Raw genomic sequence first — 1,112 nt, forward strand, 5'->3', positions numbered from 1 at the left:
CTGCAGATGCGGGTGGAGGCCACTGGCCGACTGGCCGGAATCCGTGTACTGGAGTCCAGCGGCCATCCCCAGCTTGCCGAGGCGGCGATGGCCGCTGCCAGGGACTGGTGCTATCTGCCCGCACACCGCGACGGCCGCGACACCGGCGGCGATGTGGAGGCATGGTTCCACTTCAACGTCGTGACCTGGCCGCAGAGCGGCAAAGCGCCACAGGCAGAGGCGTCTGCGCCTCGGCCTCCACCTCGTTGATGCCGCGCCTGGCCAGCGGCCACAGGCCATGCCTTTCGTACTTATTGCATGGATCCTGCCCGATTCCGAGGTGAGGCTGGCAGTCCTTCCAACGGGACGTTCCAATGCGGATTCCGTGCCTCCTGCTCCTGCTCTTCATCCCCTTTGCTTCACATGCAACGCCGACCGGAAAGCTCAGCCCTGAGCAGGCGTTCGACCTGTTTGCCAGGGCACTGCTTGAAAGTGATGCTGAGGCGGGCGACACCCTCCACCGTGCCATGCACGCTGCCCAGCATGGCGACGCCCCGCTCGCAGTCAAGGCTGCGCGCCTCGTGCCAGAAATGGTTGAGGCGCTTGCGAAGGGCGAGATCGACGACGACATCCCGCCCGAGTTCGCCGCGCCGCTCGGCGAAGTGATCAGGTCGACGTACCTGCGCAGCCACTGCCGTGCGACGTCGGCAGTGCCTGTCAATGAAAGCGCGCAGGGCCTCCAGCAGGTGACGTTGTCATTCCGCTGCCAGGTTCCGGACTGGGACGCGGCGGCACCTCCGTTGACCGACGAAGTCATCAGCAGAATGAGGGCCGACGCATCATTCGCCTATGGGCTGATTACAACCACCGTGCCAACGCTGCCCCGACGCTCGATTACCGATACCGTCACTCTCACGGCTGATGCAAACGGCAACTACTTTTTCGTCGATGGGCAAGCGCTGCTTACTCCGCTGATCCAGTCCACGATGCCGATGCTGTTGCTGGCCGGTCACACCCGATCGCAGGGTCAGCCATGACAGCCGCCCGGACCGCTGATGTCAGCCAACAGGATCAGGCCAGCGCACCCAACACGCACGTCGCCCTGCCTGTTGCCAGGGCAATCATGCGAACAC

Annotated in this window: 2 protein-coding genes; both read left to right on the plus strand. The window is 64.4% G+C overall.

The window, feature by feature from the left end:
- On the plus strand, positions 1–249 hold a 249-nt coding region (locus ACFQ6N_RS41080; protein ID WP_380659234.1), incomplete at its 5' end, for an energy transducer TonB.
- A 104-nt stretch (positions 250–353) separates the two neighbouring features.
- Complete coding sequence (locus tag ACFQ6N_RS41085) at positions 354–1,016, plus strand: hypothetical protein (RefSeq protein WP_053448777.1); 663 nt, start codon at positions 354–356, stop codon at positions 1,014–1,016.
- Positions 1,017–1,112: the final 96 nt, after the last annotated feature.

The organism is Kitasatospora sp. NPDC056446 (assembly GCF_042796115.1).
In the GTDB taxonomy this organism is placed as follows: Bacteria; Actinomycetota; Actinomycetes; order Streptomycetales; family Streptomycetaceae; genus Kitasatospora.

What these genes read in the sequence shown, in the direction of transcription:
- ACFQ6N_RS41085 (WP_053448777.1), top strand. Translation starts at nt 354, where the DNA reads ATGCGGATTCCGTGCCTCCTGCTCCTGCTCTTCATCCCCTTTGCTTCA.